22 protein-coding genes are annotated in these 26004 nt (G+C 70.1%); 12 read left to right on the forward strand and 10 right to left on the reverse strand.

All coding sequences use genetic code 11. The features are described 5' to 3' along the window. The first annotated feature begins 67 nt into the window (after nucleotides 1-67). Complete coding sequence (locus Q664_RS37190) at nucleotides 68-4048, forward strand: DEAD/DEAH box helicase (protein ID WP_063934829.1); 3981 nt, start codon at nucleotides 68-70, stop codon at nucleotides 4046-4048. Here the strand turns inward: Q664_RS37190 and Q664_RS37195 are convergent. From Q664_RS37195 to Q664_RS58360, 4 genes are all read right to left on the reverse strand, one after another. Further along, the gene (locus Q664_RS37195) at nucleotides 4037-4822 is read right to left on the reverse strand and encodes a carbohydrate deacetylase (protein WP_052519149.1); all 786 of its coding nucleotides are present in this window, start codon (nucleotides 4820-4822) and stop codon (nucleotides 4037-4039) included. The two genes, Q664_RS37190 and Q664_RS37195, sit on opposite strands and share 12 nt — an antisense overlap. Then, entirely contained in the window at nucleotides 4819-5985 is a 1167-nt protein-coding gene (locus tag Q664_RS37200) for a DUF8173 domain-containing protein (RefSeq protein WP_152622561.1), read from the reverse strand. Before Q664_RS37200 ends, Q664_RS37195 begins: the two co-directional genes overlap by 4 nt. Before the next feature lie 125 nt (nucleotides 5986-6110). Then, entirely contained in the window at nucleotides 6111-6986 is an 876-nt protein-coding gene (locus tag Q664_RS37205; RefSeq protein WP_152622562.1) for an extracellular catalytic domain type 1 short-chain-length polyhydroxyalkanoate depolymerase, read from the reverse strand. After that, nucleotides 6983-7168 carry a hypothetical protein gene (locus Q664_RS58360; RefSeq protein WP_152622563.1) on the reverse strand — a complete coding sequence of 62 codons (186 nt, stop codon included), beginning with the start codon at nucleotides 7166-7168 and terminating at the stop codon, nucleotides 6983-6985. The genes Q664_RS37205 and Q664_RS58360 overlap by 4 nt, the downstream gene beginning before the upstream one ends. Nucleotides 7169-7418: 250 nt before the next feature. Here Q664_RS58360 and Q664_RS37210 point away from each other — a divergent pair, with 250 nt between their 5' ends. The 6 genes from Q664_RS37210 (at nucleotide 7419) to Q664_RS37235 (ending at nucleotide 12690) form a co-directional block, all read left to right on the forward strand. Next, complete coding sequence (locus Q664_RS37210) at nucleotides 7419-8447, forward strand: hypothetical protein (protein ID WP_152622564.1); 1029 nt, start codon at nucleotides 7419-7421, stop codon at nucleotides 8445-8447. A 26-nt stretch (nucleotides 8448-8473) separates the two neighbouring features. Then, nucleotides 8474-9277 (forward strand): hypothetical protein, encoded by an 804-nt coding sequence (locus Q664_RS37215; protein ID WP_043407098.1) that lies wholly within the window; start codon nucleotides 8474-8476, stop codon nucleotides 9275-9277. Between the two features lie 313 nt (nucleotides 9278-9590). After that, the gene (locus Q664_RS37220; protein WP_043407101.1) at nucleotides 9591-10871 is read left to right on the forward strand and encodes an amidohydrolase family protein; all 1281 of its coding nucleotides are present in this window, start codon (nucleotides 9591-9593) and stop codon (nucleotides 10869-10871) included. A gap of 45 nt (nucleotides 10872-10916) precedes the next feature. Then, nucleotides 10917-11483: a peroxiredoxin gene (locus Q664_RS37225; protein WP_084610600.1), complete on the forward strand. Its 567-nt coding sequence runs from the start codon at nucleotides 10917-10919 to the stop codon at nucleotides 11481-11483. A 147-nt stretch (nucleotides 11484-11630) separates the two neighbouring features. Further along, nucleotides 11631-12098, forward strand: coding sequence for a hypothetical protein (locus Q664_RS37230; protein WP_152622565.1), 468 nt, complete (start codon nucleotides 11631-11633; stop codon nucleotides 12096-12098). A gap of 13 nt (nucleotides 12099-12111) precedes the next feature. Beyond that, complete coding sequence (locus Q664_RS37235; protein ID WP_043407107.1) at nucleotides 12112-12690, forward strand: hypothetical protein; 579 nt, start codon at nucleotides 12112-12114, stop codon at nucleotides 12688-12690. A 1-nt stretch (nucleotide 12691) separates the two neighbouring features. Here the strand turns inward: Q664_RS37235 and Q664_RS56810 are convergent, their stop codons facing one another. Both Q664_RS56810 and Q664_RS37245 read right to left on the reverse strand, forming a co-directional pair. Continuing rightward, nucleotides 12692-13579 carry a hypothetical protein gene (locus tag Q664_RS56810; protein ID WP_043407110.1) on the reverse strand — a complete coding sequence of 296 codons (888 nt, stop codon included), beginning with the start codon at nucleotides 13577-13579 and terminating at the stop codon, nucleotides 12692-12694. 19 nt (nucleotides 13580-13598) lie between these two features. After that, the gene (locus tag Q664_RS37245) at nucleotides 13599-13781 is read right to left on the reverse strand and encodes a hypothetical protein (protein WP_043407113.1); all 183 of its coding nucleotides are present in this window, start codon (nucleotides 13779-13781) and stop codon (nucleotides 13599-13601) included. Between the two features lie 310 nt (nucleotides 13782-14091). Here Q664_RS37245 and Q664_RS37250 point away from each other — a divergent pair, with 310 nt between their 5' ends. Then, nucleotides 14092-15282, forward strand: a complete 1191-nt coding sequence (locus Q664_RS37250; protein ID WP_043407116.1) for a hypothetical protein — start codon at nucleotides 14092-14094, stop codon at nucleotides 15280-15282. 18 nt (nucleotides 15283-15300) lie between these two features. Here the strand turns inward: Q664_RS37250 and Q664_RS37255 are convergent, their stop codons facing one another. From Q664_RS37255 to Q664_RS37265, 3 genes are all read right to left on the reverse strand, one after another. Further along, nucleotides 15301-17196: a serine/threonine-protein kinase gene (locus Q664_RS37255; protein WP_160174583.1), complete on the reverse strand. Its 1896-nt coding sequence runs from the start codon at nucleotides 17194-17196 to the stop codon at nucleotides 15301-15303. A gap of 17 nt (nucleotides 17197-17213) precedes the next feature. Then, nucleotides 17214-17957 carry a DUF2381 family protein gene (locus Q664_RS37260; RefSeq protein ID WP_043407125.1) on the reverse strand — a complete coding sequence of 248 codons (744 nt, stop codon included), beginning with the start codon at nucleotides 17955-17957 and terminating at the stop codon, nucleotides 17214-17216. A 92-nt stretch (nucleotides 17958-18049) separates the two neighbouring features. Beyond that, nucleotides 18050-18775, reverse strand: a complete 726-nt coding sequence (locus Q664_RS37265) for a hypothetical protein (RefSeq protein ID WP_200883820.1) — start codon at nucleotides 18773-18775, stop codon at nucleotides 18050-18052. Nucleotides 18776-19103: 328 nt separating this feature from the next. Here Q664_RS37265 and Q664_RS61605 point away from each other — a divergent pair, with 328 nt between their 5' ends. The 4 genes from Q664_RS61605 (at nucleotide 19104) to Q664_RS59540 (ending at nucleotide 24755) form a co-directional block, all read left to right on the forward strand. Continuing rightward, nucleotides 19104-19913, forward strand: a complete 810-nt coding sequence (locus Q664_RS61605) for a peptidoglycan-binding protein (RefSeq protein WP_084610601.1) — start codon at nucleotides 19104-19106, stop codon at nucleotides 19911-19913. 200 nt (nucleotides 19914-20113) lie between these two features. Further along, entirely contained in the window at nucleotides 20114-21292 is a 1179-nt protein-coding gene (locus tag Q664_RS37275) for a glycosyltransferase family 4 protein (protein WP_235217029.1), read from the forward strand. Between the two features lie 66 nt (nucleotides 21293-21358). Further along, entirely contained in the window at nucleotides 21359-22444 is a 1086-nt protein-coding gene (locus Q664_RS37280; RefSeq protein WP_043407130.1) for a CgeB family protein, read from the forward strand. A 121-nt stretch (nucleotides 22445-22565) separates the two neighbouring features. Further along, the gene (locus Q664_RS59540) at nucleotides 22566-24755 is read left to right on the forward strand and encodes a PAS domain-containing sensor histidine kinase (protein ID WP_052519150.1); all 2190 of its coding nucleotides are present in this window, start codon (nucleotides 22566-22568) and stop codon (nucleotides 24753-24755) included. 349 nt (nucleotides 24756-25104) lie between these two features. Here the strand turns inward: Q664_RS59540 and Q664_RS37290 are convergent, their stop codons facing one another. Beyond that, nucleotides 25105-25995 carry a hypothetical protein gene (locus Q664_RS37290; protein ID WP_043407133.1) on the reverse strand — a complete coding sequence of 297 codons (891 nt, stop codon included), beginning with the start codon at nucleotides 25993-25995 and terminating at the stop codon, nucleotides 25105-25107. Between the last annotated feature and the right edge of the window lie 9 nt (nucleotides 25996-26004).

A 26004-nucleotide genomic window follows, 5' to 3' on the forward strand; every position in this document is an offset into this window, starting at 1 on the left:
CCCGGCGGCCGCCAGTCCGTGAACGTGGACGCGGACAAGAGCGTTTTCCGACGTTATCTTGGAGGTCATGCCGAAGGCATTACCACAAAAGTCCACATCCCTGCCCGGCAAGTGGCTGCGGCACTGGCTCACCCGGGAACAGCTCCAGTTGCTCGCGGGGGATGACATCTACTCCCAGGGCGCGACCCTGGCCGGACACGGGGGGGTGCTCACCTGGTTCGCCGTGACGGACGTGCTGCACGGAGAGGTTCGCGGCCGGGGCCGGGGTCCTCTCCCGGTGACGGTCTCCGCGACCCAGCAGGGGCTGCTGGGCAACTGCCCGTGCTCCCGCTTCCGGTCCGCCGTCATCTGTCAGCACGTGGTGGCGCTCGGGGTGGCCGTGCTCGATGCCATTCGTCCCGAGAAGGGCGAGGAGGCTTCCGCCGGGCAGGAGGAGTCCCCGCCCTCCAGTCCCGAGGAGGTGACGGCCTGGATGGAGGCGCACCACGTCTCCCATCTGCGCGTCGTTCCCATCCTGGAACTGGACTCGCTCCTGCCCCGCGGCTTCGCCCTCTCCCACAGGTTCTACCTCCTGGGGAATGACCCGGTCGCTTCCATCCTGGACGGCTCACGGCCGCTCCCCGACGACTGGTCCGAGAAGGAGCGGGAGCTCTTCAAACGCGCCGCGTGGCTCCGGGCCCGCGTCGAGGCCCACCGGGTGAGCCTGGGGCTGGAACTGGAGCGCACCCGCCGCGGGTTTCCGCCTCCCACGGATGCGCGGCTCGAGCCCCTCGTGCCGCTGCTCCAGCGGGAGCGGGCCCGGGTCCGGGAGCACGCCGCTCCCCGCCTCCTGCCCGACAACGAGCGTGTGCTCCACTTCCCGGAGAATCGCCCGGTCGCGCACGTGCACGAGTCCGGGTATGGGCGCTCCGGGACGCATGCTCATCCCGAGTACTCCGAGCACCAGTGCGCGCGGGTGGATCTGCCCTTGCTGCTCGAAGGGGACGAGGGCGCCCTCACGTGCTCGACGTGTGCTCGCAGCGGGCCGGCGCGCTGCGTTCACGCCCTCACCGCGATCGACGTGGTGCTCGCCGCGCTCGGGGACTCGCGGCGGGCGAAGGAGAACACACGGCTCGCCGAGCGGCTCTTCGTGGTGCCCGGCCAGCGGTTGCTGGCCGCCATGGACAAGGTGGGGCTCGGGCTCCGTACCCGCCAGGAGTCCGCTTCCACCCCCGCCCAGGTCAGCTTCCGCCTGGAGGGTTTCGCCGAGGGCGAGCCCCGGCTGCGGCCCTACCTCCACCGGCCGTTGAAGCGGGGCGGGCTGTCCAAGGGAGCGCAGGTGGCCCTGCGTGACGAGGCCGAGGCCCGGGCCGCGCTCGCTTCCCCCGAGGAGGTGGAGGCCTTCGAGCTGTGCCGCCTCTCGGCGCGGATGCTGCACGAGCCCGCGGATCGCCGGCGGTTGCTCGTCCAGGCGCTGAAGCTGCTCGAGCACCACCCCCGGCTGGTGTTCGAGGCGAATCCGGAGACACCGCTGAGGGTGCGCTCCGCGTCGCTGGGTTTCTCCATCGAGGAGGGCGAGGACGCGCGGGAGGGGCTCCGGGTACGCCCCACCTTCGGTGGAGAGCCGGTGCCCATGCGCATCCTCCAGGGGTTGATGGCGGGGCGGGCGCCGCTGCCCTGGCTGTACGTGGAGCGGGAGTTTCCGCGGGTGACGATGGTGTCCGCCTCGCCCGAGGCCCTGGCGGTGCTGACGCCGCTGGTGGAGTACGGGGGACATCTGCCCGCCTCGTCGCGCGCGGAGTTGCTGCACCGGCTCGGCGGGGTGGAGTCGGCCGTGCCCGTGTCCCTGCCCCCGGCGCTGGAGGCGCGCGAGGTCCCCGCCGTGCCCGGGCTGTTGCTGCGCCTGCGGCCCACGGGAGGGGAGACGTTGGAGGGCTCGTTGCTCGTCCGGCCCCTGCCCGAGGCTCCGCCGCTGGTGCCGGGCGAGGGCGCGGACGTCGTCCGGGGCCTGCGGGGCACGGAGCGGGTGAGGGCACGGAGGAACCTGGAGGCCGAGCGCGCCGAGGCGTCCGCGTTGCTGGAGCGGCTGGGCCTGCCGGTGGAGACGCGTGGCTACTTCACCCTGGAGGGCCCGGAGGCGGCGCTCGGCTTGCTGGAGCGGCTGGAGCCCCTGACGGGCCCCTCCCTGCGCGTGGAGTGGGAGGAGCGGCCGTGGAGCGTGGTGCGCTCGCCGGATGCACAGGGGCTGCGGGTGGAGGTGCTCCGGGAGCACGACTGGTTCGGCGTGCGGGGGGGCGTGGAGCTGGAAGGGGAGCGCGTGGAGCTGGCCCTGCTGCTGGATGCGATGCGGCGCGGGCACCATTACGTGCCGCTGGCGCCGGGCCGCTGGATGCGGCTCACCGAGAGACTGCGCCAGCAACTCGCGCCCCTGGCGGACCTGGCGCACCCCTCACACGGCAAGTGGGAGGTGAGCGCGGCGGCGGCGCCCACGCTGGACGGGCTGGCGGAAGCGGGCGCGACGGTGGAGGCTCCCCCGGACTGGCGCCACCTGGCCGGGCGCATCCGCGAGGCCCAGAAGATGAAGGTGCCGGTGCCCCACGCCCTGAAGGCCCGGCTGCGCGACTACCAGCGCGAGGGCTTCGTGTGGATGGCGCGGCTGGCGGCCTGGGGTGGGGGCGGGTGCCTCGCGGACGACATGGGGCTGGGCAAGACGCTGCAGACGCTCGCGCTGCTGTTGCACCGCGCGGAGGCCGGCCCGGCGCTGGTGGTGGCGCCCACCTCGGTGTGCTTCAACTGGATGCGCGAGGCGGCGCGCTTCGCTCCCTCGCTGAAGATGCACGGCTACCGCGAGGCGGAGCGCGAGGAGCTGCTCTCCGGCCTGGGCGCGGGTGACGTGGTGGTGGTGAGCTACACGCTGCTGATGCGCGATGCCGAGCGCTTCTCCGAGGTGTCCTTCGCCACGCTGGTGCTGGACGAGGCGCAGGCGGTGAAGAACCCGGACACGGCGCGGGCGAAGGCGGTAAGGGCGCTGAAGGCCGAGGCGCGCATCGCCCTCTCGGGCACGCCGGTGGAGAACCGGCTGTCGGAGCTGTGGAGTCTGTACCGGCTCGTCTTCCCGGGGCTGCTGGGCAGCCGCGAGTCCTTCCGGACGCGCTTCGCCGGGCCCATCGAGCGGACGAAGAATCCGGAGGCACGCGCGGCGCTGGCGCGGGTGGTGCGGCCCTTCCTGTTGCGGCGCACCAAGGCGGAGGTGGCGCGCGAGCTGCCCGCCCGCGTGGAGACGGTGGTGCCCATCACCCTCTCCGAGGGTGAGCGGCGGCTGTACGAGGACACGCGGCTGGCGGCGCTGGCGCGGCTGGCGGACGCGAAGGGCCCGAAGAAGCGTTTCGAGGTGCTGGCGGCGCTCACCCGGCTGCGGCTGGCGGCCTGTCACCCGCGGCTGGTGGATGGGGACTCGCCGCTGCCGTCCTCGAAGCTGGAGCGGCTGGTGGAGGTGGTGGAGGCGGTGCGCGCCGGGGGAGGGCGGGCGCTCGTCTTCAGCCAGTTCGTCAAGCACCTGGCGCTGGTGCGCGAGGCGCTGGAGGCGCGGGGTGTACCCATGCAGTACCTGGACGGCCAGACGCCCGCGGCCGAGCGGGAGACGCGGGTGGCGGCCTTCCAGCGGGGCGAGGGGGACGTCTTCCTCATCTCGCTCAAGGCGGGGGGCACGGGCCTCAACCTCACCGCGGCGGACCATGTGCTGCACCTGGACCCGTGGTGGAACCCGGCGGTGGAGGATCAGGCCACGGACCGGGCGCACCGCATCGGCCAGACGAAGCCCGTCACGGTGACGCGCCTCATCTCCGAGGGCACCATCGAGGAGGCCATCCTCGCGCTGCACGAGGAGAAGCGGGATCTGGCCAACAGCCTGCTGTCCGAGGCGGATGGGGCGGCGGCGCTGTCCACCGAGCAGTTGCTCGGGCTGCTGCGCTACGGGGCCGAGGGGGAGGACTCCTCCGCGCACCTGCTCTCCGCGCGTCCGGCCAGGGCACACGGTGTCCCGGCGGAGCGGGGCCTGTCACCGGGGTGAGTGCAGCCAGGGGCTGGGGGCGAGGCCGGGCCGCGTGAGGACGCGGAAGTCGGTGGGCCTCACGCCCAGCCGCGTGAGCGCCATGTGCGCCCTCGGGTGGAGGAAGGTGGCCAGCTCCACCTCTCGTTGCCGGGCGTAGCCGCTCCTCACGGCCTCGGGCCTGTATCCCGGGTGGCACATCAGCTCGGTGACGCCCTCCCCGGGCAGCGTGGCGAGGTGCCATTCCAGGCGCTCCAGCGTCCAGTACGCCTCCGCCCCCACCTCCCCGAGGAAATGGTCATTGGTGCGCACGCCGTGGGCCCGCAGCGCATGGCGCATGGGCGGGCTCGTGGAGCGCACTGGCAGCCGGAGCGCTCGCGCGGCACGCACCAGGCCCGCGAAGACACCGGGGTGCTGGTGCAGCTGCTCGTGCACGTCCACGTGCGTGGCCGGCTGGCCGAGCAGCACGTCCAGCCGCTCCAACTGGGCGAGCGCCTCCGCCTCCACCACGTCCGGCGTCAGGCGCGGGGCGAGCGGCTCCGAGAAGACGCCTCCCTGGAGGAGCTCGCCGGGGAAGGCCGCCCACACCGGGAGGCCCCGGGCGAGGTTGAAGTGCAGGCCGATGGGCAGGCCCCGGGCCTCGTGGGCGGCGGCCTCGGAGTAGGGCGTGTTCACCATCAACGTGGCCGAGGAGACGATGCCCTCGTGCATGGCGCGGAGGATGCCCCGGGTGACGGCCGGGTCGTACCCCAGGTCATCGGCGTTGATGATGAGGGCTCGCTCCGGCTCGCTCACACCGTGGCCCCGGTGGGCTCGCGGCCCCTCAGCAGGCTGAGCATCATCGCCCCCAGGCCGAAGAGGATGGTGGCCAGGGCGACGAGCCCGCCCAGGATGGGCACGAGCCCCACCAGCGTCAGCAGCACCAGCCCCAGCAGCAGCGCCACGGCCAGGTGGGCCCCCGTCTTGTGGAAGCGCTCGAGCAGCCACCGGCCGAGGAACAGGCCCACCACCGGGAAGGACAGGGCGATGGCGAAGGCGTAGAGGGCCAGGATGAAGAGGCCGATCCACCAGCCGCCGAGCAGCATGCCCACGAGGAAGACGAGGGCGGCGAGGAAGGGGACGCTCACGAGGAGCGCGGCCCCCCAGCCCAGGCTCGGCAGGGGCCGCTGGCGCAGCATGGCCGTCACCCGGCGCGCGAACCGGGGTGCGAGCAGGGAGAAGAGCAGCCCCAGCGCGAACAGCCCCACGAGCGAGCGCACCCAGAAGTAGAGGCCCATGGCGGGGCTCCTTCCCTGGTCGTGCCGGGGGGCGAGATGCTCCACCGTGCCCGACACGACGGCGCCCGAGGCGAGCTGTGCGTCCTGGTCACTGCGGTAGCTCAGGTTCCCGCCGACGCGGGCCTCGTCGGTGAGCCGCAGCGTGCCCACCTCGGCGTGCGCGTCCTGGCCCACCGGGGCCGCCAGCGTGAGTGTCCTCGCCGCGGCCCGCAGCTCGCCCTGGACGGGGGCGTAGAGCCGCGCATCGCCCGAGGCGAGGTAGAGATCCTTGCCCACCCGGGACTCGGGGGTGAGCCGCAGGTTGTTGGCGGCGAGCATGGCGTCCTCGCCCACGGGCCCACTCACGGAGAGATCGCCGCTCGCGGCCCGGAGGCTGCCGCGCACCGGACTGGAGATCTGGGTGTTCGAGGCGGCGGACATCACGTCCCCCTCGACGGTGCCGGAGATGTCTACCTGCCGTCCCATGGCGATGACGTCGCCCCGGACGGTGCCCTGGATGTCCACGACGCTGCCGAAGGCATAGAGGTCCTCGTCGATGACCTCCTGGGGACCCACCCGCACCACGTCGCCGCTGCGGAACTCGGCGGCTCCCGCCAGGCCGGGCGCCAGGGCCCAGAGCACCAGCAGGGAGGGGAGCCAGGGGAGCCAGGGACTCCGGTACCACTCGGCCTTGGTGGACATGATGCAGCCCTCCCGCGTGTGACGGTTCATGTCCAACGCTGGAGGTTCCCCCTCGACCGGGCAAGGCACCGGGAGCGGCCATGCCTTCCGCCGCAGGCACCATCGCCCGGAGCGCGGGCCTTCCGTCAGGGGCGCGGGTGGGCCTGGAAGAAGAGCCACATCTGCTCGGTGGCGTCGAGGTCCTGCGTGGTGTAGCCGAGGCCGGCCTCGGGCGGAATGAGGCCCCCGGGCCAGGTGTGGCCACCGCCCTGCACGGTGCAGAGCGTGACGGCGGTGCCCTGGCCACAGTTGGTGAGGGTGCTGCAGGTGCTGTCGCCCTGGTCGTACGTGGTGATGGCGCTGGTGAGACAGGCGTTGTAGGCGGCCCAGCGCGCCACCGAGGCCTGCGCGGAGATGTAGGGTCCGCCGAGGAAGGGGATGGTGCCGCCCTCGTAGCGGATGGCCTGGTCGTCCGTGCCGTGGAAGTGCATCACGGAGACGGGGCGCACGGGTTCGCAGGGCTCGAAGCCCGCCATGCCGGCCACGGGGGCGATGGCGGCGATCTGCCCCGCGCGCTCGCAGGCGAGCCGGTAGGAGAAGAAGCCGCCATTGGACAGGCCGGTGGCGTAGATGCGTTGGGTGTCCAGACAGACGCGCGTGTCGAGGTACGCGAGCATCGCGTCCACGAAGGCCACGTCGTCCACGCGCGGGGTGGCCATCTGCGCCGGGCCGCAGCAGACGCCCGCGTTCCAACTGCGCGTGTCCTCGGACTGGGGGTCGTTGGTACCGGCGATGTCGTTCTGGTTGAGCCCGCGGGGGTACACCGCGATGAAGCCCCGGAGCTCGGCCTGCACGGACATCTGGCTCAGGTCTTCCTGCTCCTGCTCGTTGGAGCCATAGCCATGGAAGGAGAGCACCGCGGGTGTGGGCCGGGTCGCGTCGTAATTCTGGGGGATGTGGATGCGGAAGAGGCGGGTGCGTCCCTCGTGGGTGATGCTCCAGTCGTAGGTACCTGGGCTCACGGTGAGTCCGGTGCAGGAGGTGCGCTCGGCAAGCGGCGCGGGGGCGGGGGCGGCGGGGGGCCGTAGTCGGGGACCTGGGGAGGGGGCTCGGGCTCGGGGTCCGCGGTGCGGCCGGAACAGGCCGCCGTGAACAGCAGCGCGGTGGCGCCGAGGATGTTCAGCGGGGAAGGGCGAGTATTCATGGCGCCCTCAGCACTAAGGCTCCGGTGCGCGGCTGGCAGCACGCGGCTACGCCTTCTCCGTGCATCGGGCCGACAGTGAACGCTCCGGCGGGCGCGCAGGGGGCCGGAGATGTTGTCCCGCTGGAAGAGGACTGCCCCCAGGTCGGAGAGGGTATGACCCCACCTGGGAAGACATGGCCTTCCCACACTCCCCGTCCTCTACTGCCTGCTGACTCCGTGCTTGTCCGTGTGAGCGGAGCGGGAGACGTCCGTGAATACCGTCATCTGGAGTCTGTCCAGCTCTCATCCCGTGCGGTGTGGGGTGGCACTGCTGGTTTCGTGGATGCTCATCGGCTGCGCCACGACTTCCAGCCAGAGTGGGCCACCTGCATGGAATGCGGAGGTACCCCGGTGCCTGCTGGCGATGAGCGATGGCCCGGCGCCGGTCGAGCCGTCCTCGGGTCCTGCTGTTCGGGGCTACAACGTCCCCGGCCGGAATCCGGATTCACTGATGCCCTGGGAGTTCTTCCTCGGCAACGCCGCGCACCGGCTCATTGTCTATATGTACAGCGTGAAGCATCCAGGCAATCAGGTTCATTACAACGTCGAGTCGCTCAAGAGCATCCTCGAACAATCGAGGATCGGGGATACGTCTCGGTTGCTCCCTGGCGAGCACAGTCTACGCCCTGACATCGCCGATGTATCCAGCCGAAGCCTCTTCGAGATCAAACCCTGGAATGCGCAGGGGCTTCAGGAGGGCCGCCAGGAGGCACAACTCTACCTGACCGCATTGAATCGTGCGGTACGGGTCGGCAGACCCTTCACGGGTGGCAAGGAGTTCAGCGGAGAGATCCTGATTCGTTTCGCCCGGGGACAATACATCTGGCGGTTGGAGTGGCAGACCACCGAGCCAGGCGTGGTCCAGTATCGGTGGACTCGCAGTCAGCAACGCTTCGAGTCCCAGGCGGCAGCCTATGAGGCCGGGCAGTGGGTGGAGCTGACCGAACAGGAGATGCGGCAATATGGCGCGTGGGTAGGGCAAGCAGTGGATGACATGCTCAACCGGCGAGAACAGCTCACCACTTTCAGCGGAGCGGTCGGCATCGTCATCGACGTCGTGGGCAATGCCGCGACAGCTTTCTTCTCGGGAGCGATCTTCGGCCGGTTGAGCTCAGGTCCGGGCGTCCAGCAGCCTCCTGCGCAGGGAGGTGGACAGGTCATCCCCTTTCCAGCGCGGCCTGGGCCTACCTCGCCTCCGGCGCAGGTTCCCGCTGCCGCGGGCATGTCTCTTCCTCATTGATGACCCGCTCTGATAGGAGGCGTGTCATGGCACCTGGACAGCATGCTTCGCTGCAACTGCCGTCCTTCCTGCATGGTCTCCATCCTGCGGTCCACCAGAAGACGAAGAAGGAGGGGCTGCGGTGCGGCGAGCAGTTCCGGAAGGATGGTTCCTTTCCCGTCCCCCGTCAGATGCTGGAGGTCTCCCCTGGCGGAGTCGTGTTGACCCACGGGGTGGCCGACTTTCAGCACGAGCAACCGGCCTGGCGGTTGTACATGGTGTCGGAGGTCATGCTCGCCTTGTCCGAAGCTCCGGAATGGCAGGACCCATTTCCCGTGAGGGATGCCTACGAGGCCTGCTTCCGTGAGACAGCCTGGGGCGCGCTGTATTTCGTGACCGCGCAGGATGCTCCACGGAGTGCCGAACTGTCGGCACTGCGCCTCCAGGCGGTGCTGCGCTTCTGGGAGCCGCTCCAGTCCGTGCGTTACCTCTTCAAGACCCTGGGGCCCGCGCTCACCCTGGAGGAACTGATGGTGGCCTCTTGCGGTTGGGCCATGGATGCGTGGTGCCCGGTGGGTGAAACCCCGGTGTACGCACGCCTGAAGACGGCCGCGGAGCGCATGGCGCGAGCGACGCGGGAGGACAGCCTCGAGGCCATCCTCCGGCAGATGCCTCGTGCCCTTGCGTATGCGCGCGACCTGAAGCACCGCGCTGTCGTGGCCGACCCCTCCTTCCAGCGCGAGCGCCTCGCCGCACTCGAACCCTCCGCGTTCGAGCGTGTGTCCGGTGCGTGCACGGCGGATCTGCTCGAGAAGCTGTACGACTGGGAGCACGAGCTCGGTCTGCAATAGAAGGTGACGCGGAGGGCCGTGCCCGGTACTCCACCCGGGCCGTGGGCCCACCTGTGGTGCCTGGCGGGCGGTGTACCCCCTACCCGGGGTGAATCTCCTGGTGCCCCCGGTGGGTCCGGGTCTTCCACCGGACGTCTGGCGGAGGCTCGCGGTGACCTTCCTGTTGCGCAGCGCGTTGGGAGCCCTCCGTGGGTGGATGGTTCTTTTCCCGCTGTAGCGCCCCATGACGCGTGCGGAGTGCTAACCTACCGTCCGGTCGGCGTCCGGGGGCGGGGCGCGCTGACGTAACGGTCTCGGACAACCGGAGGGACGGGTGGGCACGCTCCTGAAAGGTGGCATCGTCGTCGAGCTCGAACCCGCGTGTGTCGAGCGGGTGGACCTGCGCATCGAGGGCGAGCGCATCGTGGCCCGTGGGCCCGAGCTGCCGGCCGCCCCGGATGACGAGGTTCTCACGCTCTCGGGCAAGCTCGTCTTCCCGGGCCTGGTGAGCGCACACCAGCGCCTCTATGCCAGCCTCGGGCGCGGCATGCCCCGGCCCAAGCTGGACGGCTACGAGGAGCTGCTCGAGAAGGTCCGCTGGCGCTACGAGGACGCGCTGGACCTGGACGCGGTGCAGGTGGCCGCGACCGCCGGGGGCCTCGAGGCCCTCCAGTGTGGCACCACCTCCGTGTTCGATCTGCACTCCTCGCCCCGGGCCGTCCAGGGCTCGCTGCTGCGGGTGGGGCGTGGGCTGCACGAGGTGGGCCTGCGCGGGGTGCTCGCCTACGCGGTGACGGACCGGCGCGGCGCGCTGGGGCGCGAGGAGGGCCTGGAGGAGACGGTGGCCTTCACGCGCAAGGCGCGCGGGCGGCTCCGGGGACAGGTGGGCTCGGCCCCCCTCTTCACCGTGAGCAAGGAGGCCCTGGAGGGCATCGCCGAGGCCGTGAAGAGCACCGGCGCCGGGCTGCACGTGCCGCTGGCGGAGGATCCGCTGGATGAGAAGCTCTCGGTGGAGCGCTACGGCTCCTCGCCGGTGATGCGGCTGGTGGATGGCGGGCTGCTGTCTCCGCAGGCGCTGCTGGCGCACGTGGGGCACCTGGCGTGGCCCGAGCTGGCGCAGTTGCTGCCCACGGGCGCGTGGCTGGCGCACACGCCGCGCTCGAACATGGAGGCCGAGGTGGGTTACGCGCCGGCGCTGAAGTTCGGCCACCGGGCGACGCTGGGCGCCGACGGGGTGAGCGCGGACATGTTCGCCGAGGCCCAGGCGGCGTGGCTGCGCTCGCGCGACGCGGGGCAGCCCATCGACGTGCTGCGCTACCTGGCCAACGGGCAGCGCCTGGCCTCGCAGGCCTTCGGGCTGCAGGTGGGGCAGATGCGCGAGGGCGCGGTGGCGGATCTGCTCATCATGGACTACCTGCCGGCCACCCCGCTGACGGCGGAGAACCTGGCCTGGCACGTGGTGTTCGGCCTGGGCTCGCGCCATGTCGAGTCGGTGATGGTGGACGGCGTGTGGCGGGTGTGGGCGCGCCGGCCCCTGTCGGTGAACCCCTCGGTGGTGGCGGAGCAGGCGCGCGAGGCGGCCGCGGCGGTGTGGGCCCGGATGAGCGAGAAGTAGGGCGCCCGGGTTGCGCCGGAAACGGCGAAGCCGTTAACTCGGGGCATGCTCATTCCCACGCTCGTAGCGGGCTTCCTCGCGGGAGCCTCCCCCCAGGTAGGGGACGTCGCGCCGGACTTCACGGTGGAGGACACCGCCGGCAAGTCGTACACGTTGTCGGAGATGGTGAAGCAAGGCCCGGTCATCCTGGCCTTCTTCCCCAAGGCCTTCACAGGGGGTTGAACCCGCGAGCTCTCGGCGTACCGCGACCGTTACGCGGAAGTCGAGAAGCTCCACGGCCAGGTCCTGGCCGTCAGTACCGATGACAAGGAGACGTTGGCGAAGTTCAAGGAGTCGTTGAAGGCGCAGTTCCCGTTCATCCCGGATCCGGACGCGAAGCTGACGAACCTCTATGACGTGAAGACGCCGGTGTTGAAGCTGGCGAACCGCTACACGTTCGTGATTGGCGAGGAGCGCAAGGTGCTCAAGGTGGAGTCCGGCAAGGACGCCATCGATCCGAACGGGGCGATCGTGTCCTGTCCCATCCGCAAGCCGAAGGCGGATGCCGACGCGGCGGTGAAGGAAGCCGGCAAGGACGCGGACGCGGGCAAGGGCCCGGACACGAAGAAGTAGCGCCCGTGAAGTCACAGTACCCCCATCCCCTCTCCCCTCGGGAGAGGGACGGGGTGAGGGTGCCGGAGCTCCCGGGTTCCGGCCCCTCCGTTTCGCGTCATCGGCCTGCTGCCTGTCGAAGAGTCTCTGAGCTTGAGGGGGGGGACCATGAGTCGCAACGTCTGGACGCGGATTCTCGTGGTACTTGCCGCACTCCCGTTGGGTGCGTGCACGACCTTTTCCGGAGGGCACATCCCGCCCAGTGCATTTGAGTTCCACGACATCGTGTCCCATGAAGGAAAAGGGCCGGGTGGGTGGAAGGTGGCTCAGGTGAACATCCTCCTGTCCCGGGCCTCTCAACGCAGACCGCTGTATGCATGGTGCGATGTCGAGGTCGGAGTGCCCTTCGCCAACAAGCAGCGCTCCATCTCGAATACGGTCGCACAGCAGAGAGCCTCCGGTGCCGCGGACGAGTCCGCTCGAGTGGTCTTGCTTGGACATGAGACCGTCACGGCCATTGCTTGCGAGCACTTCCGGCTGGGAATGTCGAGACGCCTGAACGAGTCCATCAAAGGCGTCAAGGTGACGAAATTCGCCACACTCGGAATCAAGCCCAGATCCTTCCCCGAGGACTGAAAGTCAGAGCCCCATGGACGCACCTTTTTCCGTGGAAGCCCTCATCGAACTCGTGCACCGCTACTACCCGGTGGGAATCCACGGTGACGACCCGCGACACAGGACGAGTGAGGAGTTCCTCAGGTTGGATGCCTTGCGCCGGGCGGCCCAGAGAGACGATACGGCGTGGCAGCGCTTCCTTCGGCGGATTCGCGAGCAGCTTCCCGAGTGCACGGTGTGGGATTTGCCGGGTCTTCCCTATGACCCGAGCCGTCGTGTCCGGGTCTACCTGCCCGACTCCCAGGTGCCCGCGGGGGAGCACAAGGCCGTGGTGGTGCTCACGAGCATTCTCGCGCCAGTTCACCTCCTCCACGCCTCGCGGGAGGTGGACCTGGACGAGGAACGGTCGGCCTCCCAGGAATGGTTTCCTCCACTTCCATCCGAGTACCAGCCGTACGAGGCGAAGCTGGAGGCACTCGCCCAGGAGTCGTTCGGCTCCGTCCGGCTGCCCAACGACGTGCTCTTCACGCCCGTGCCGGATCTCCAGATTGGCAACACAGGGTTTGGAAAGGTGAGGCTTCTTCACTGCCTCTTCTCCGATGACCTCTGGTGAGCTACTCGGACCGTGTGCTCGGCAGACACACCCACTGCTGGCCAGATGGGTTGCTCCCACACGCGAAGCCCGGCTCACAGACCGGTGGTCCCTCTGGCGAGCACGCCTTGCGGCACTGGAACAAGAAGCAGGCCGAGTCCTCGGGGCAGGGCAGCGTGCTCCGGCCACATCGGCGTAGACACTGCATCCAGATTTTGCCCGGGGTCGTCGGGTAGGTACTCCGGGTGCAGGACATCCCCTGGGGACAGGGATTCAGCTCGCAGTCCTGGCCGTGGACCGTCATGCAGACGGAGCCATGCCCTCCCATCAGGGAGACGCACCGTTGGCCCTCGGGGCAGGCGCGGCCCTCGCAGGTAGGCACGCAGGAGGGAGCGTGGTCCCCCTCCTTGCAGACGTACCCCTCGGGACAACTGGAGGGCTCATGCAGACGGCAGGGCCGGCCACAGAATCCCGAGCAGATGAGGCCCTTCTCACACCCGTCCACGAGAAGGGCGGGATGCTCCTCGCAGAGCTCGCCCTCCTTGCGGCTGCCCTGCAGCGAGCAGACGCGGATGAGGTCCTCCTTGTTGCTGGCCCTCAGGGTCCGGCAGGCGAAGTCCTCCGGACAGTCCTGGTCTGCCCAGCACGTGCTGTCGGTGCAGTACTGGCGCCCCGTCCGCAGGTTGTGGAAGCAGCGGAGCTGCGACTCGCAGTCCGCATCCGTGCGGCAGTCCTGCTCGTAGGTACGCAGGCCCTGACGCACCTGCGGCGAAAGCATGGGCACGAGGATGTGTCCCTCGGGAGGGGAGGGCTGGGTGCCTTGGTGGAACATGGCCAGGTAGAGCAGTCCCAGCAAGGGCAGCGGCAGCAGCAGGCCGAGCAGGCCTGGGAGAACCGTGCGCCAGTTCATCCACCCACCCCCATGGCTGCTACCTGGGAGGCTGGCACTCCAGCGGACACGACCGCTGCTCGCTGCTCGGCCTGCTCCAGAAGTCCTCGCCGCATTCCTCCCACTCCTCCTCCTCCTCGAGTGTGCAGTTCTGATTCGACAGGTACTGCCTCATGTCCTTGGCCAGGGCTTCGTCGATGGTGCCCTCCGCGCCCCCAGGCATGCGGACAACCCGTTTCCAGCACGAGCAGCGGAACCAGTAGCAGCAGCCTTCGCGGCATCATCCCCTCCCAGTGGTCCGGGTGACATCGGGACACCTGACGTATCAGGAGCAACGCGCGTCGAGACTTCATGGGATTGACGCCATGCCCATGCGCAAACCCTGGAGACGTCGGAGGAAAGGCAGCGCTGGAGCGGGTGGTCCTGGACGCGAGACCGGCGCCTGCGTCCGTTGGAGTCTGCGGTCCCGTGACTGCGGGAGTCAAGTCGGCCGGGCTACCTCGCGAGTCATCATCTGTGATAGACCGGGGCGCATGCTCCCCCTGCTCTGGCTGTTGCTCGCTGTGCCCACGTCTCCCCCCGCCGTGTCCTCGCCCGTGGACCCGGCCTTCCTGTCACTGGCCCGGGAGGTGGAGGCCGCGCTTCTCGCCGGAGACGAGGCCACCCTGGATGCGCGGCTCGATGGAGAGCAGTTCCTCCAGCGTGTGACGCGGGGCCTGCCGGTCTCGAGCACCTTCCTCGAGGCGCTGACCGGCGAGGTGCGCGCGGACGGATGGCCCATGGGCCGCCGGTTGTTGGGCTCGAAAGGGCAGGGCCTTCATGCCCGGCTGCTCCAGGTGCGCATGCGGGGGCGCACGCCCTTCGCGCTCTTCCGTATCCTGTCCGGCTCGGGGTTGAACTACCTCGAGCTGGAATTGGGCCGCAACGCCCGGAACGAGGCCGTCATCGTCGACCTCTTCCCCTACCTGGAGGGCGAGCGCATCAGCGAGTCCATGTGGCGGGTGTTCCTGCTGGCCGCGGCCGAACGCGGGCAGTGTCTCACCCAGAAGCTGCGCGGCGTGGAGCGGCAATGGGTGGAGCAGCTGCCGCGGTGGCGGCGCATCGAGCGCCTGCTCGGAGCGGGCCAGGGCCGCGAGGCGGTGGAGGAGATGGACCGGCTTCCGCCGCGGGTGCGCGGGGAGAAGTTCGTGCAGCTCAAGCGCCTGGAGGTGCTCGCGTCGCTGGACGAGGCGGAGTACGCGCTGGGGCTGCTGGCCTTCGAGAAGGCCTTCCCCCAGGAGCCGCTGCTGGACCTGTTCGCGTTGGACAACCCGATGCTGCGTGGAGAGAGCGCGGTGATGATGGCGGCGATCGACCGGCTCGACCGGAGGGTGGCGGACCCCTACATGGATTACCTGCGGGGCCGGATGCTGCACGGGCAGGACGATCTGGAGGGGGCGAAGCGCTTGTTGCAGAAGGCGCTCGAGGAGGACCCGGGGTTGTGGGAGCCCCGGGTGGAGTTGCTGAGCGTGGCCATCGAGGAGGCGGACCACGCGGGCGCGGTGCACATTCTCGAGGAGATGGAGCGCGGAGCGGGAGGGCGTCAGATGCGGGTGCGCATCCAGGAGGGGCCGCAAGCCAGGGCCTTCATGGAGTCGGCGGAGTACAAGGCGTGGCTCGAGCGGCAGCGCGCGCGGGAGGGCCGGGACGGCGGCTCCGAGGTGGCGGAGCCCGCCGGGCCCTGAAGAGAGGACCGCGGGGCTTCAATCCTCGAAGACGAAGCGGTCGACGGCCACCAGCGGAACGGTGCGCGGCAGCCGCGCGTAGCCGGGGGGGCCCACCCTGGACTCATAGGTGCCATCCCGGTTCATGAGGTTGAAGCACACGGGCATCTCCCGTCCATCCGGCAGCTTCACCTTGTCCCAGCGGCCGAAGATCTGCTTGCGCCCTTCGTTGTCCGTCCCGTTGCCGGTCACCCACAGCCGGCCGTAGAGCATCGAGCCCCGCGGGATGCCACCGAACTCACGGACGAAACTGCTGATGACGGGGCCATCCGCGTAGTTGTCCCCGCCGAGCGCAAGCGGCTTGGTGACATCGAGCCAGGCCTCCCGTCCATCATGGATGTCGATGCGCAGGGCCTTCATGGCGGCGAGGGCCTCGGGAGGGCAGGGGCCTCGCTGGGGTTTGAGCTGGGCACCCGCGCAGGCGGTTCCGCCCTGGACCAGGCAGATCAGCAGCGCTCGCTTCCAGGCATCGGAGGAGGCCGTCTGGGGAGGGGAGGGCCGCTGCTCGGGCTGGGGGCTTCCAGGTCCGTTCTTCTTCTTCATCGACGCTTCATCCTTTTGTCGCACTGGGGGAGTGGCCGCGGGGGCGACGTCCGCCGGGGAGGGCGGGGCCGCGGTGGGCGCAGTGTCCGGTGCGTCCGTTCCGGGCGCCACTTCCTGAACCACTGCGGGCGGGTGGTGTCTGGCTACCTGAGCGGTGGGGTGGGGGGACGAAGGTGGGGCTTCCGGTGGCGTGCCCCACCTCGTCACGAGCTGAGTGAAGAGGAGCACTGCCGCCGTGAGGCCCACCAGGGCCGCGAGTCCCGCGAGCGGGGCCAACCGCCAGCGCGGTGGCCGCTCCGGAGAGGGCGGAGAATGTGGCGGCTGCTCCCGCACGGGAGGCGGAGGCGGCCGGCGGATGCTCCGCTTGGAGGTGACCGCTCCCTCGGGCCCTTCCGCCGTGGGTGACTCGTCCCATTCGAAGACGCTGGCCTCCCAGGACTCGCGCCCTCCGAAGGTGACAGCCGCCAGCAGGGCCGCGTGCGTCTCCTCACCATCGCGGTAGCGCGCCTCGGGGTGCCGGGCCATCAGCCTCATGACGACGTCGCTGAAGGCGCGTGGCACCCGGGGGTTGACGTCGATGGGCGCCACCGGCTCCCGGTGCGCGATGTCCAGGTACTGCATGAACTTCATGTCCCCCGGAGGGAAGGGGTAGTGCCCCGTGAGCGCCCGGTACAGGCACACCCCCAGCGCGTACAGCTCGTCCGCCGGCCTGTAGGCATAGCGCGCCCGGGGGTTGTCCTCCCGGGCCAGCCAGAAGCACGCGGCCTCGGGGCTGCGCAGGTGGGTGGTGCCCGGAGGCAGCGGCGTCTCGGTGAGCGTCCCCGCCCCTTCGTAGTCGCCCGAGCCGAAGTCCACCAGCACGGGGCGCGTGTCCGTCTCCCGGACGAGCAGGTGCTCGGGCTTGAGGTCGCGGTGCAGGACGCCCCGCTTGTGCAGCGTGCCCAACGCCAGGGCGGCCTCCGCGCTCACGTAGGCCACGCGCGCGAAGTCGGGGTTGTGCTCCTCCACCCACAGGTGCAGGGGCAGGCCGGGCACGAGATCCAGCACCAGGAAGAGGTGTCCCCGGGCCGGGTGGGGCCAGCGGCCGACGCCCAGGCAGCGCACCACGTTGGGGTGCACCGCCTTGTCCATGAGCAGGGCCGCCTCGCGTCCAGCCCGCACGTCCGCGGGGTTGAGGAACACCTTGATGGCGCAGAAGGTGCCCGGCTGCGTCACCGACTCCGCCCGGTAGACGGCCCCATAACCTCCCACCCCCAGCTTCTCTCCGAGGCGCCAGCCGGCCACCACCGTGCCGGGCTCGAGCCATGCCACGTTCAGGATGGGCTCGTTCATGTCCAATCGCTCCCCGTTCATAGATTCACGTCTCCGGCCCGCACGGTGGGCCCACCGTTCCGCTCCCGCAGCTCCAGCCGGAGCGTCCGGGGCGGTGCGCCGGGAACACGCTCCACCTCGAAGACCACGGTGCGCTTCTCCCCCGGGCTGAGCTGTGTCCCCTCCATCCACACCGGGAAGCGGCCCACCACGCCACCGCGTGCATCCAACAGCCAGGCCTCGCCCGGCACCCATGGCGTCGTGGCCGCCGGGGACAACTCCAGCGTCATGGCCACCACGGCCAGCGTCTCGGCGAGGTAGAGGGTTCTCTCGTCGATGGAGATCGGATCCTCGGGGGAGGGCGCGTCGGGGCCCTTCCACCACGCGACGGTGACGCCGCCGCGGCGCAGTCGTCCCGAGAGCACCAGCCGCGCGAGCAGCCCCGGCTCCTCGTGGGCGTGGGCGTCCTCGGGCCGGAGCGGAGGCGACCCGGTGTTCATGGCTTCGGGCCGTGCGGTCCCGGGTTCGGCCGTCAGGGTGGGTGTACCCGGCTCGCCGTTGCGCCGCGAGAGGGCCGCCGGGTCGAGCGGGGGGATGAAGCGGAACGTGGGGGGAGTGCCTGGGGCGGCGTGGCCCGGCGGGGCCGGTGGGGAGGTGACCTCTGGAATCACCTCCTGTGTGGGGCGGGGTCGCGGGGAGGTGACCTGGGGAAGCGGGAGAGTCGGCGGGTCCGCGGACAGGGCGGCGAGCAGGGCGAGGTGACCGCAGAGGGTGGGCAGCATGGGCTGGGAACTTCCTGCCGCCGAACCTGCGAGGTCAAGCCGGAATGCACGGAGATGTTCGCCCCGGAGGCGAGAGACCTGGAGCCGTGTCCCTACGGCTCGCCGGGCTCCACCTCGTCATCCTCCACCTCGTAACCATCGGCCATGGAGAGGGGGTAGAGGGCGTGGTGTTGGATGTTGGGGTGATACACCGCGAGATAGGGCTCAGCCGCGATGGACACCCAGGCCCATCTGGCGGGCGTGGGTTGGGCCTTCCACCAGGCCTCTGCTTCCTCGCGCGTGGCGAAGGACGCGACGGCGGCGGGTGGATGTCTCTTCTTGAGATCGGCGAGGTGGTACCCGAGGTCGCGGACGCGCGGTAGACGGAAGATGCCCACCCGCTCGTCATGGACGACCCAGTGATAGGCGTCTGCGATCAGCACACTGGCGGAATCGGGAGGAATGGGCTGATTCTCGAGCCATGCCTTCGCTGCCTTCTCCGTCTCGAACGAGGCAATGACATACGGAGGTGCATCCGCTTCCAGATGCTCGAGATATTCATTGAATGCGCGGTGCTGCCCGGTCGAGGAGATGAAATGGAGTGTGTCCACGATGGCCTGGAGCACCTCCTTGTCTCGGGTGGAATCGGCCTCGTCGCGGCGCCCCGTGAGGAAGTTCCTCGTGCTGTTCAGCTGCTCCTCGAGACTCGCGAAGTCATTTCCAGGTGTTTCGAATGTGCCGGGCGGCGGGTGACCGCGAGCTTCGAGAGCCCTGCGGAAGTCCTCGAAGCGATACGGTTGGCCAGTCGCGTAGACGAAGAGGAGCGCATCTCGTGCCAATCCGAGGAGTCGCCTGTGCTCCGGAGATGGATGTGCGACCCATTGTTTCCCAACCGCTTCTTGTGTGTCGTACAGCTCGTATGGAAGGGGCCGGTATGTCATGGCTTCACCCGCGCAAGCTGGGAGCCGAGGCTCATGGCCATGAGCCTCCAGTCCGATGTCGTTTTCACGCGGCGACCATCCATGCCACGCAGTCGGACGTCCAACCGTTTCTTCTGTTGCTCGCCGGTAGGGCGGGTGATGCGTGGCTGGTCCGACCGGCGGGCTGCTCACGAATCCGCGGGCCCCCCTCCATCGTGAAAGTGACATTCCACGCGGAGGTTTTCCGATGCCCCCCTCGCTCGACATCTCGTCCCTTCAATCCTCCACCACGCCTCGCGAATTGCGTCTGGAGTCGCGTGGCCCGGAGGTCGCCGAGCTGCAACGCAAGCTCCTGGCGGCCGGCTTCGACGCGGGGGTGGCGGATGGCATCTTCGGCCGGAGGACCCAGGCCGCCGTGAAGGCCTTCCAGCAGTCCAGGGGCCTGGTCGTGGATGGCATCGTCGGGACGCGGACCTGGACCGCGCTCGGTGTCCACGTCGAGGGCGAGCCTCCCGAGGTCCCCATCACCGTGCGGCTCAACGAGAAGCAGCTCCGGGAGATCATGCCCCGGTTGCTCGCCAGCCGTGCCGGCGAGTGCCTGCCTCACCTCGACGCGGCCATGGTCGAGGCCGACATCCTCACCCCCCAGCGCCAGGCGGCCTTCCTCGCCCAGCTCGCCCACGAGAGCGCCGAGCTGCGCTTCTTCGAGGAACTCGCCACCGGTGAGGCGTACGAGGGCCGTAGGGATCTGGGCAACACGAGGCCGGGCGATGGCATGCGCTACAAGGGCCGCGGCCCCATCCAGCTCACGGGCCGGAACAACTACCGGGCCGCGGGCCGTGCCCTGGGCATCGATCTGGAGGGCAACCCCCAGCGGGCCGCCGATGTCGACGTGGGCTTCCGCGTCGCGGCCTGGTTCTGGACGAGCCGGGGACTCAACGCGCTCGCGGACGTGGGCGACTTCCGGGAGATCACCCGCCGCATCAATGGCGGCTTCAACGGGCTCGCGCAGCGCGAGGCCTACTACCGGCGCGCCCTGGAGGTCCTCACCCACTGAGCCGGGTGCGGTGCCCGGGCTCCCTGCGTTGTACCGGGGTGTGACAAGAACGTTTTCAGACCGCTGGAGCACCCTGTCCGGTTTCGCACGGCGGAGACGTTGACCCACGAGCATCCGGGGCGTTGATCCGTTCAGCAGCCGGGGCTCCAGGAGGCCCCCCCGTCTGGCTCGGGGCCCCGGGTGTGTTACCGCTTATGACCATGCGCGAACTTTCCTCGCTGCCCGCCACCGTTTCCGCACGCTCGAGCGTGTCCGGGAAGGTGCGCCGTGTGCTCATGACGGCGAGCACCGGGGGCCGCGTGTGGACGTACGCGCTGGAGCTGAGCCGGGCGCTGGGCCGCCGGGGGGTGGAGGTGACGCTGGCCGTGCAGGGCGTGCCGCTCACCGCGCTGCAGTGGGCCCAGGTGCGGAGCGTGCCGGGGCTCACCGTCGAGCAGAGCACCTGGCGGCTGGAGGGCCCCGAGGACGCCTGGGACGACGTGGCGGCGGCGGGGGAGTGGTTGATGGAGCTGGAGTCCCGCTTCCAGCCGGACGCGGTGCACCTCAACGGCTACTGCCACGCCGCGCTGCCTTGGAGGCACCGTCCGCTGGTGGTGGCCCACGCGTGTCCCCTGTCGTGGTGGGAGGCGGTGAAGAGCGAGCCAGCGCTGGAGCGGGACGTGCGCTACCGCTGGGAGGTGACGCGGGGGCTGCGCGCCGCGGGCCATGTGGTGGCGCCTACCTCCGAGTTGCTGGCCTCCCTGTCGCGGCACTACGGGCCGTTGCGCTCCTCCGGCGTCATCCCCCATTCACGCCGCCACGAGGACTTCCCGCCGGGCCCCGTGCGCGAGCCCTTCATCCTCGCCACGGGCCGGCTGTGGGACGAGGCGCGCAACCTGGAGGTGCTGGAGACGGTGGCGCCCCGGCTGGACTGGCCCGTGCTCGTGGCTGGCGACTGCCTGCACCCCCATGGCGGTGAGGTGCGTGCCCGTTATGTGCGCGCGTTGGGGCGGCTGCCGCAGGCGGAGCTCGCCGGCTACATGGGCCGGGCCTCCATCTACGTGCTCCCCGCGCGCTACGAGCCCTCGGGCCTGCCGGTGCTGGAGGCCGCGCTCGCCGGGTGTGCGCTGGTGTTGGGAGACATCCCCTCCCTTCGCGAGATGTGGGAGGACGCGGCCGTCTTCGTTCCACCGGAGGACACGGACATGCTCGCGCGCGCCCTGCGCCGGCTGGTGTCGGAGCCCGTGCTGTGCAGCCGGATGTCCACCCTTGCACGGACGCGTGCACTGGAGTTCTCCCCGGATCGCATGGCGGATGCCTACCTTGCTGTCTATGCCGACCTGGACCGTGCGTCCGGGGGCGTGTCCACCGTCCAGCCCCAGCTGGCGCGTGCCACCTGAGCGGCGGCTGTTGGATGGGCGTCGATACCGGACTGGGGGGCCGGTTCGAGCGGGAAAGGATGTCGCATGCGCAGCCACGGACTTCGGATCGCCTTCTTCGGCGCGAGTCTCGTCTCCGCCCGGTGGAACGGGGCCGTCATGTACTACCGCGGCCTGCTCAAGGCGCTCCACGCCCGGGGCCACCAGGTGACGTTCTACGAGCCGGCGCTCCCCGAGCGTCAGCGCCACCGGGACCTGAAGGTGGCTCCGGATTGGGCGACGGTGGTGGTGTACTCGGTGGAGGGCACCGCCGGGCTCGAGCGCTGTCTGGAGGAGGCCCGGGAGGCGGACGTGGTGGTGAAGGCCAGCCACGTGGGCTTCCTCGACGAGTGGCTGGACGCCCGCGTGCTGGAGCTCCGGTCCGGCCGCACCCAGGTGGTGTATTGGGATCTGGACGCTCCCGTTTCCCTGGAGCGCATGGCGGGAAACCCGGAGGACCCCTTCCGGGCGCTGGTGCCGCGTTATGACCGCGTCTTCACGCTGGGCGGGGGAGACCCGGTGGTGCTGGCCTACCGCGACCTCGGCGCGCGCGAGTGTGTCCCCATCTACGGCGCGGTGGATCCAGACGCGCACCCGCCGGTGGGGGCCGAGCACCGGTTCGACTGTGACCTGGCGCTGCTGGACGACCGGCAGCCGGACCTGGAGCGGCGCGTGGAGTCCTTCTTCCTGCGTGCCGCGGATCTCCTGCCCGACAAGCGTTTCCTGCTGGGCGGTGAGGGGTGGGGCGAGCGGCCGCGGCCCGTCAACGTGCGGTACGTGGGCCCCGTGCCGCTCCGGGAGCACAACGCGTTGCGCTGCTCGGCGCGCTCGGTGCTCGACATCAGCCGGGATGGCATGGCGCGTTTCGGTTTCTCGCCAGCGCCGCGTCTCTTCGAGGCCGCGAGCGTGGGTGCCTGTTTGATCACGGACGCCTGGGAGGGCATCGAGCTCTTCCTGGAGCCGGGGCGCGAGTGTCTGGTGGCGCAGGACGGCCTGGAGGTCGCCGAGGCGGTGCTGTGTCTCACCGACGACGGTGTGAGGGACCTGGGGCAGGCGGCGCGCCGCCGGGTCCTGGCCGAGCACACGTACGCGCACCGCGCGGTCCAGGTGGAGCAGGCACTCGGCCTGGGCTGAGCCGCGTCCCGGGAATGTTCCTGTCGTCACAGTTCCTGGTGAATTCCCGCGCCCCCTCACGGGTTGCGCCTAGCATGCGCCCGCGCGATTGGAACCACGCGGCGGGGCGAGCCGGAGACCCATGCCCAAGGCACCCAGGAAGACCACCGAGGGACGCCGGGGCGCTCGTTCCGATGACGACCGGGCAGCCCTGCTGCGGCGGCTCGCCGAGCTGGAGGAGCGCGCGGCACATGCCCGCCACATCGTCCAGCGGGTAGGCGTTTCCATCTGGGAAGAGGACTTCTCGGGGGTGCAGGAGCTGCTGCTCGAGCTGCGGCACCAGGGTGTGCGGGACGTGCGTGCCTGGTGCTTGGCCCACCCGGACTTCATCCTGGAGGCGGTGCGGCGGGTGCGCGTGCTGGGCGTCAACGACGCCACGCTGCGGATGTTCGGTGCCTCCAGCCACGAGGAGATGCTCGGCTCGCTGGAGCGCATCTTCCTGCCGGACACGCTGAAGGTGTTCGTCGAGCAGCTGGTGACGCTGGCCGAGGGCCGTCCCTTCCTGCAGTCGGAGACGGTGGTGCGGACGCTGGACGGGCGGCGCCTGGAGGTGCTCCTCACCTTCAGCTGGGACGCGGTGGTGGGGCGGGCGGACCGGGTGCTGGTGACGCTCATGGACATTGGTGAACGCAAGGCCGCCGAGCGGGCGCTCCAGGAGAGCGAGGCGCGCTTTCGCAACATGGCGGACCACGCGCCGGTGATGATGTGGGTGACGGCTCCGGACGGCAGGTGCACCTACCTCAACCGGCAGTGGTACGCGTTCACCGGCCAGACGGAGGAGACGGGGCTGGGCTTCGGGTGGCTGGACGCCGTCCATCCCGAGGACGCCGCGCCGAGTAGAGCCATCTTCGTGGAGGCCAATGCGCGGCGCGCGCCCTTCCGGCTGGATTACCGGCTGCGCCGCACGGATGGGGAGTACCGCTGGGCCATCGACTCGGCGGCTCCCCGCTTCGGGCCGGGCGGGGCGTTCCTCGGCTATATCGGCTCGGTCATCGACATCACCGAGCGGCGCCAGCGCGAGGAGCTCCAGCGTTTCCTGGCGGAGGCGGGCACGGCGCTGGCCTCCACGCTGGACTACGGCACGACGCTTTCCACCCTGGCGCGGCTGGCCGTGCCCACGCTGGCGGACTGGTGCCTGGTGGACCTGTTGGAGGAGGACGGCTCGGTGCGCCGGGTGGAGGTGTCGTCGGCGGACCCGGCCGATGGGGCCCTGGCCGAGCAACTGCGCCGCTCTCCGGCCCGGCCGAACGGAAACTCCGAGCACCCTCCCACGAAGGCGATCCTCGAGGGCCGGCCCGTGCTGCTGCCGGAGATGCCTCCCGAGCGATTCTCCTCCCCTGTGCACGACGAGGAGCACGCCCGGACGATCGCCGCCACCGGTCCCATCTCCCTCATGTCCGTGCCCCTGCTGGCCCGCGGGCGCACCCTGGGGGCGCTCACCTTCATCACCACCGCGCGTTCCGGCCGGCACTACGGGGCGGTGGAGCTCGAGGCCGCGGAGGACCTGGCCCGGCGCGCCGCGCTCTCGGTGGACAACGCCCGGCTCTACCGGGACGCGCAGCGCGCGGTCCGGCTGCGCGACGAGTTCCTCTCCATCGCCAGCCACGAGCTGAAGACGCCGCTGACGCCCCTGGTGCTCAAGCTGCGGGTGCTCTGGCGGGAGATAGAGGCCCGGTGCGAGCCCTCCCTGGCCCAGCGCCTGCTCGGGCACCTGGAGGTGAGCCGCCGCCAGGTGAAGCGGTTGTCGGAGCTGGTGGACGGCCTGCTGGACGTGTCGCACCTGAGCGCGGGGCGGCTGCGCCTCGAGCGGGAGGCCGTGGATCTGTCCGAGCTGACGCGGGAGGTGTCGGCGCGCTTCCAGGAGGAGTCGGAGCGGAGCGAGAGCCCCCTGCGGTTGGTGACGGACGGGCCGGTGGTGGGGCAGTGGGACCGGCTGCGGCTGGAGCAGGTGGTGTCCAACCTGCTCTCCAACGCCCTCAAGTATGGGGGAGGCCATCCCGTGTCCATCCGTGTCGAGGACATGGGCGAGCGGGCCCGGCTGGTGGTGAGGGACGAGGGCATCGGCATCGAGCCGGACGCGTTGCCCCGCATCTTCCACAAGTTCGAGCGGGGCGTGTCGGAGCGGCACTACGGCGGGCTGGGGCTGGGGCTGTACGTGACGCAGCAGGTGCTCCAGGCCATGGGGGGCACCATCTCCGCCGAGAGCACTCCCGGCCAGGGCGCCACCTTCACGGTGGAGCTGCCGCGGTTGCCGGCACCCGATGCCCCCTGAGGCGGGGGAGGCCGCTCCTACCGCGGGCCGGGGCAGCCGACGGAGGAAGCCGACGGAGGAGTCGTGGCGCGAGCCCCAGCCCTCGTTCTTCAGGCGCAGCTCATGGGCCCGGGCGGCGCCCGGCTTGCCGGCCAGGGCGCGCGCGCTCCTGCCCGATGGGCATGCCTGCCAGCCCGGATTCCTGTCGGGGGGCGATGTTCCCGCAGCTCGCCGTGCTCTCGGGCCTGTTCGCGCTGGTGCGGTGGCTGGAGGGCTTCGACCAGCTCCCCTCGCTGAGTGTGCCGGCTCTCCTCCCCTCCCTGCCCTTCACGGTGTGGGTGCTGACCACGTCCATGCGCGGGTGGCCCAATCACTCCACCAAAGGCAAGGCCACCCCACATTGCCGGGAGAGCCACTCGACCTTGCGCCACGTCAAGACGAAACTGCCCCTGCCCAAGGCGAAGAACGTGGACAAGGCCGTGTCGAGCTCGTGCTCGCGCCGGTCGGTCGCGGACTGGCAAAGCGCATAGGTGGCACGTACCCGCTCTCTCACGGGACAATGTCCCAGGGCCGCCGCGAGACCCATGGGCTCCGGTGGAAAGCCACGCTTCCTCTTCCGCGCGGAGTCCACCATGGCAGGGAGCTCCGACAGGAGCTCGTCGGACAGCCACAACGCCTCTTCTTCGCTGGGCTTCAGTTCGACACGGACATCACTGGCGGCACCAAACGGCCAGACCGTCTTGTCAGCCCACAAATACGTCAGGAGCTGATAGGCCATCGCCACCGCGTCGCCATGCTTGCCATGCATCCACGACACACGCACGAGATTCCGCGCCAGATGCACCCTCCGCGCCGCGGCATGGCGGTGCCCGTGCTCCTCCGCCAGTCGCTTGCAGGCGACCATCGCCTCGTGGAGCCCCTGTTCCGCCTCTTGATACCTGGCAAGATGAAAGTCCAGGTAGGCTACAGCGGCGAGGTGGAATGAAGTCCCAACCAGTCGAGATTCCTCCGTCTCGAGTCCGGTCTCCATGATGTGATGAGCGCGCCCAAACCATTTGAGGGCTTTGTCGAACGCTCCGGCGCGTACTTCGCTCAGTCCTTTATCGTGCTCGCTTGAGATCTGGCCCAGGATGATGTTCTCGTGCCTCGGGAGGCCCGAGAGGTCCTCCATCTGGCGAGAGGACAAAGTGGAGCCAGACATCGCCGACACGGGCAGTGCCATGCCGGCGATGTACGAGCCAATGACCTTGTCGAGGCTCATCCGCTAGAT

Source organism: Archangium violaceum Cb vi76 (assembly GCF_000733295.1).
Taxonomy (GTDB): Bacteria; Myxococcota; Myxococcia; order Myxococcales; family Myxococcaceae; genus Archangium; species Archangium violaceum.